Origin of the sequence: Actinoplanes sp. NPDC051633, assembly GCF_040681735.1 — a bacterium.
GTDB lineage: Bacteria > Actinomycetota > Actinomycetes > Mycobacteriales > Micromonosporaceae > Actinoplanes.
Genome location: NZ_JBFAZH010000516.1, coordinates 1 through 5396, shown reverse-complemented (window position 1 = coordinate 5396; position 5396 = coordinate 1). Strand labels below are relative to the sequence as shown.

At 71.6% G+C, this 5396-nt stretch carries 6 protein-coding genes; 1 reads left to right on the top strand and 5 read right to left on the bottom strand.

Annotated features, from left to right (window positions below; genetic code table 11):
- Nucleotides 1-1894, bottom strand: a 1894-nt coding sequence (locus AB0M20_RS25425) for a DUF4157 domain-containing protein (RefSeq protein ID WP_364302216.1), incomplete at its 3' end; no start/stop codon positions are given.
- 110 nt (nt 1895-2004) lie between these two features.
- Nucleotides 2005-2709: a VOC family protein gene (locus AB0M20_RS25420; RefSeq protein WP_364302214.1), complete on the bottom strand. Its 705-nt coding sequence runs from the start codon at nt 2707-2709 to the stop codon at nt 2005-2007.
- 99 nt (nt 2710-2808) lie between these two features.
- Here AB0M20_RS25420 and AB0M20_RS25415 point away from each other — a divergent pair, with 99 nt between their 5' ends.
- A complete protein-coding gene (locus AB0M20_RS25415) occupies nt 2809-3210 on the top strand; it encodes a DUF6582 domain-containing protein (protein ID WP_364302212.1) in 402 nt (133 codons plus the stop codon).
- Here the strand turns inward: AB0M20_RS25415 and AB0M20_RS25410 are convergent.
- The 3 genes from AB0M20_RS25410 to AB0M20_RS25400 are packed head-to-tail and all read right to left on the bottom strand — an operon-like array spanning nt 3207 to nt 5326.
- A complete protein-coding gene (locus AB0M20_RS25410) occupies nt 3207-4112 on the bottom strand; it encodes an SMP-30/gluconolactonase/LRE family protein (protein WP_364302218.1) in 906 nt (301 codons plus the stop codon). The genes AB0M20_RS25415 and AB0M20_RS25410 overlap by 4 nt on opposite strands.
- 44 nt (nt 4113-4156) lie before the next feature.
- Nucleotides 4157-4891, bottom strand: coding sequence for an SDR family oxidoreductase (locus tag AB0M20_RS25405; RefSeq protein WP_364302210.1), 735 nt, complete (start codon nt 4889-4891; stop codon nt 4157-4159).
- Between the two features lie 18 nt (nt 4892-4909).
- On the bottom strand, nt 4910-5326 hold the full coding sequence (locus AB0M20_RS25400; protein WP_364302208.1) for a hypothetical protein: 417 nt from the start codon (nt 5324-5326) through the stop codon (nt 4910-4912).
- Nucleotides 5327-5396: the final 70 nt, after the last annotated feature.

Here is a 5396-nt window from a genome sequence, read left to right as displayed (position 1 = left end):
TGTCCCGCGCCTTCTCCAGGGCCTTGCGCCACTCCTCGATGGTGCGCTTGCGGCCCTTGCCGACGTTGCCGTACTTGGCCGGCTTGGCCTCCGGCAGCAGATCGCCGAGGTTGGCGTCCAGCCCGTCCGACTCGGCCAGCAGCTGCTGCGCGGTGGCCAGCAACGTGATCTTGTCGGGGGAGTCTTCGGGCAGGTGGTTCTCGATGCCGGCCGTCTCGAGCAGCACGTTCTGGTGCTGCGCGCGTACCCCCTCCAGCAGTTTCCTGGCCTTCTTCTCCAGTTTCTGGACGGCCTTGCCGAGGACGCCGACCTCCTTGCCGAGGCCCTTCAGCGTCTCGGCGGTGGTGACCTCGCTGCTCAGATCGACGCCCTTGTCGGCGGCCACCTTCTCGATCTCGGCGCTGCGCTCGGCGATCTCGTCGAGCCACGGCTTGAAGATGGTCGTCAGGTTGGCCTCCACCTGCGCCCGCGCGGCGTCGAAGGCCTTCTTCGCCTCGGCCAGCGTGGCCTCGAGCGGCGGCCGGTCCTTGGGCTTCGCCTTCTCCACGCGGGTGGCCAGGTTGTTCATCTCGGTACGGCGGCGCTCCACCTCCCGCAGCGGTGCCAGCGACGACTCGGGCAGCGAGTTCTTGAAGGCGGCCGACTGCTGGACGAGCCGGTTGTACTCGGAGGTGACCGACTCGAGCAGTTGCCGGGCGCGGTCCGGGTCGGCCTTGCCCTGGCCCATCTGCTCGATCAGGTCGCGGCGGCCCTCGGCGCCGAGCGGCTTGCCACCGGCCTCGAGGTGGAACGACGTCGAGCCGCCGGTGACCGTCTCGAAGAGCGTGTGCAGCTTCGCGTCCTTGATGTGCGGTGCCGCGTAGGCCTTCCAGTCACACGCGAAGCCCAGCCCGTGGGTCATCATGCCGGCGCCGGTGGCGGCGTGCAGGTGCCGCCCGCGCAGCCCGAGGCCGACGGTGGTGGACGGCATCGGGATGTTCTTGGCCTCCAGGTCGGCCTTCACGGCCAGCAGGCGTTCCCGGGTGGAGTCGTGCACGAAGAGCTGGTTGCCGCCGGCGACGTCGATCGGGTGGATCGCCTCGAAGTGGGTCGGGACCTGCGGGATGCCGCCCAGATACTGCGCCATGTTGACCACGAAGGTCTCGCGATGGTGCTGCCGCTGGTCGAGGAGCCGCTGGTGCTGCTTGGGGCCGGCCTTGTTCAGCGTCTTCGCCTTGAACATGTCGATCTGTTCCTGGATGGGCCCGTGCAGGCCGTCGATCCAGGAGATGTCCACCGCCGGCGCCGCCTCCGCGGCGGCTTCGTCAGCCGGTGCGCGGTGGATCGTCGCGCCGTCGTGCTGATGTCCGGTCGTGTGGCCGCCCGAGGTGAGCGTGCGGGCCGCGCTCTCGGCGGCGACCTCCGCGCTGTCCGTCGGCCCCGACACCGTCAGCCCGGAGCCGGTCGCGGCGGGCTGCGTCGTGTGGACCAGCTCGTGCGCGATCAGGTGGGCGCCCTGCGGCGTGTCCGGCGCGTACTGGCCGGCGCCGAAGAAGACGTCGGAGCCGGCGGTGAACGCCTTCGCCCCGACGTCGGCGGCCATGTCCGCCGCGGCGGCGTCACGGTGGACGCGGACGTCGCTCAGCGGGGCGCCGAGGCCGGGTGCGAACCGCTCGCGTACGTCCTCCGCCAGGTTTTCCCCCGAGCCCAGCCGGCCCTGTAGCCGTTCGGCCAGCTCATCGGCCGTCCCGCCGCCGGACCCGGACCGCAGCAGCCGCAGCACCATCGCGTTCCCGCCGGTGGACTGCAGATACGACAGCCCGTCCTCGGGTTTCGGCCCGGCCGGGGTCGCCGGCGCCGGACGGTCCGCCGTCTCCAGGACGTCGTCCAGTTCCGGTTCAACGCTCTGGCGCACGCGCCGGGAACCCCTGCCCATGGGCGGTAAGTGTCGTCGGTCCGCGCACCGAGCGGAAGGGGTGTGTCGGCCGTCCGTCCCCGGGCGTGCCATCGGAGTTCGGCGGCGGATCAGGCCCTTCGAAGGCAGAACTCGTTGCCGTCCGGGTCGGCCAGCTCGACGGCGCCGTCCGGGCCGGGCCCGAGCCGCCGCGCCCCGAGCGAGACCAGCCGGTCGGCCTCCGCCTCGTGGTCGCCGTGCGCCGGGGCGAGGTCGAAGCGCTGCAGGTTCGTGCCGTCCTTCGGCGCCAGGGGCGGCCCGCCCCACGCGACCTTCGTGCCGCCGCGCGGTGACTGGACGGCGGTCTCCTGGTTCTCGTCCCACACCAGCGGCCAGCCCAGCGCGGCACTCCAGAAGAGGCCGACCTCGCGGGTGCCGTCACAGGCCAGCTCGCCGAGGAAGCCGCATCCGGCGAGGAAGGCGTTGCCGGGCTCGATCACGCAGAACGCGTTGTCCTCGGGGTCGGCCAGAACGATGTGCCCCTCCTCGGGGCGCTGCCCGACGTCGAGGTGGGCGGCGCCGAGCTTCAGCGCGGCCTCCACCGTGCTCTGCTGGTCGGTGAGGCTGGTGCTGGTCAGGTGCAGGTGCATGCGGTCGGGCCCGGTCTTCTTCCGCGGGCTCGGAGCGAACCGGAGGCCGAGCTGCGTGCCCCCGCCGGGCAGCAGAGCGCCACCGGCGTGCTCGACGACCTCTCGCCCGAGCATGCCGGCCCAGAACCGCGCCGGCCGCGCCGGGTCGCGCGCGTCGTACGTCACCGCCACCAATCGCGAGACCATGCCCGGCACGTTAGAGCGCGCGTTCCGGCCATGCACCTGCATTTCTCCGCATGGTCGGCCGCAGGTGTCGGTGGATCGTCCTCGGGTAAGGGAAGACGCATGGCTACCAGAAGTAATGAGCTGGACGCCGCGGAGCGCAACGCCCTGTCCGACAGCACGTTCGCGTTCCCGCGGGTCCGCAAGGAACCGCTGAACGACGCCAAGCACGTCCGCAACGCGATCGCCCGCTTCGACCAGGTGCGAGACGTCACCGACAAGGAGCGCGACGAGGCGTTCCGCCGGATCAAGCGGGCCGCGAAGAAGTTCGGCGTCGAGATGACCGAGACCCGCTGGCAGGACCTCGGCAAGCCGATGAAGTCGATGAAGTCCTCGGACAAGCCCCGCGACGACGCGACCAAGGCCGAGCTGTACGACGAGGCCAAGCGCCGCGGCATCGGCGGCCGCTCGGGCATGACCAAGCAGGAGCTGCTGCGCGCTGCGCGGCTAGAGACGGGCGGCTAGGGACTCTGCGCGCCCAGGGCGTCGACGTACACGCTGTAGAGGGACCGGCTCGCGGTGATGAAGAGCCGGTTCTTCTTCACGCCGCCGAAGCAGAGGTTCGCCGCCGTCTCCGGCAGGTGGATCTGGCCGATCAGCGTGCCGTCCGGGTGGTAGCAGTGCACCCCGTCGAAGCCCGGGCCGCCGTCGCCGGCCGAGGCCCACACGTTGCCGTCGGTGTCGGTGCGGATGCCGTCCGGGCCGCCGGGGCTCATCTCCACGAACACCCGCCCGTTCACCGGGCGGCCGTTCGCCATGTCGAAGACCCGGATGTGGCCGACGTCGACCACGTACAGCCGGGACTCGTCGGGGGAGAAGCACAGCCCGTTGGGGCGGTCCATACCGGCGATCACCGGTTCGGCGGCGCCGTTTGCGGGGTCGATGCGGTAGACGTACCGCGGGATCTCCTCATCGGCCTTGTCGCCCTCGTAGTGGGAGGCGATGCCCCAGCCCGGATCGGTGAACCACACCGCGCCATCGGAGTGGACCACCACGTCGTTGGGTGCGTTCAAGGGCTTCCCGTCGTACGAGTCCAGAAGGACGGTGAGCGACCCGTCGTGTTCCGTACGCGTCACGCGGCGCCGCAGGTGCTCGCAGGTCAGCAACCGGCCCCGGCGGTCGCGGGTGTTGCCGTTGGCGTTGCCCGACGGCTGCCGGAACACGTCGACCTCGCCCGTGGACTCGCTCCAGCGCAGCACCCGGTCGTTGGGGATGTCGGAGAACAGCAGGAAGCGGCCGTCGCCGAACCACACCGGCCCCTCGAGCCAGCGCCCGCCGGTCCACAGCCGCTCGACCACCTCATGGCCGACCACCAAGGGCCGGAACCGATCGTCGACGATCTCGATGGCCGGATCGGGGAACCGCACGACGGTCCGGTCGGCGTCCCAGGCGTTCGCGTGCCCCACCGGTGTCACCCCCGCCCGACGAAGGGCATCTTCGTCGCCATCACAGTCATCGTGAGGACGTTCGCGTCCAGCGGCAGACCGGCCATGTAGCGCACCGCCCGCCCGACCTCGGCTACGTCCATCACCGGCTCGGCGACGACGTGACCGCTCGGCTGCCGGATCCCGGCCGCCTGCACGGCCGCCATGTCGGTGGCCGCATTGCCGATGTCGATCTGACCGCAGGCGATGTCGAACTCCCGCCCGTCCAGCGCGGTCGATCTGGTCAGCCCGGTGATGGCGTGCTTCGTGGCGGTGTACGCGATCGACTGCGGCCGCGGCGCGTGCGCCGCGATCGACCCGTTGTTGATGATCCGCCCGCCGCGCGGCTGCTGGCGGCGCATCACCCGGAACGCCTCGCGGGTGCAGAGGAACGCGCCGGTCAGGTTCACCGCGACGACGCGCTGCCAGTCGTCGAGCGTGTGCTCGTCGATGTCGGCCGCGGGCGCGCCGATGCCCGCATTGTTGAACAGCAGGTCGACCCGGCCGTGCCGCTCGACCGTCGTGTTGAAGAGCCTGCGCACGCTCGCCTCGTCGCTGACGTCGGCCGGAACGGGCTCGATGTTCTCGGCGCGGGCCGCGACCGCGTCCAGGGCCTCCGCGCGCCGGCCCGCGATCACCACCGTCCAGCCGTCGCCGGCCAGCTCGTGCGCCACGGCAGCCCCGATGCCGCTGCCCCCTCCGGTGACCACCGCGATCCGCATCAGCGGACGGTATCCCGATCAAGCGTCGTCGTCGAGACGATGCAGGTCGCGCAACCGGGACCCGGACACCTCGGCGGCGGGCCCGCCCCGGTCCAGCCGGCGGCCGCCCAGCACCAGCATGCTGAGCAGCACCGCGGTCGGCACGGCCAGCAGGGCCGCCAGCCCGGCCCGGGCGCCGCGCGCGGCGTTGCACGCCACACCGATCTCGACGAAGGTCAGGCTGGTGCCGGAGCCGTTGAAGCTGGCGCCGTCCTGCCCGGGGCCGAAGAGCATCATCAGCTGCGAGTCGCAGGTGACCTCGATGGGCGCGGCCTCGCCGACCGGCGCCGCCGGGTCCTCGTAGGTGAACCCGAACGACCCGCCGAAGAGCCAGAGAATCCAGACGCAGAGCAGCACGGCCGCGCCGATGACGAGTCCACCTCGGAGTTTTCCCACCGCGGCACCTTAACGGCCGAGCCGGCGTGCCGTCCGCCCCGTTATCGTCGGTGAGGTGCCGCTGCTCGAC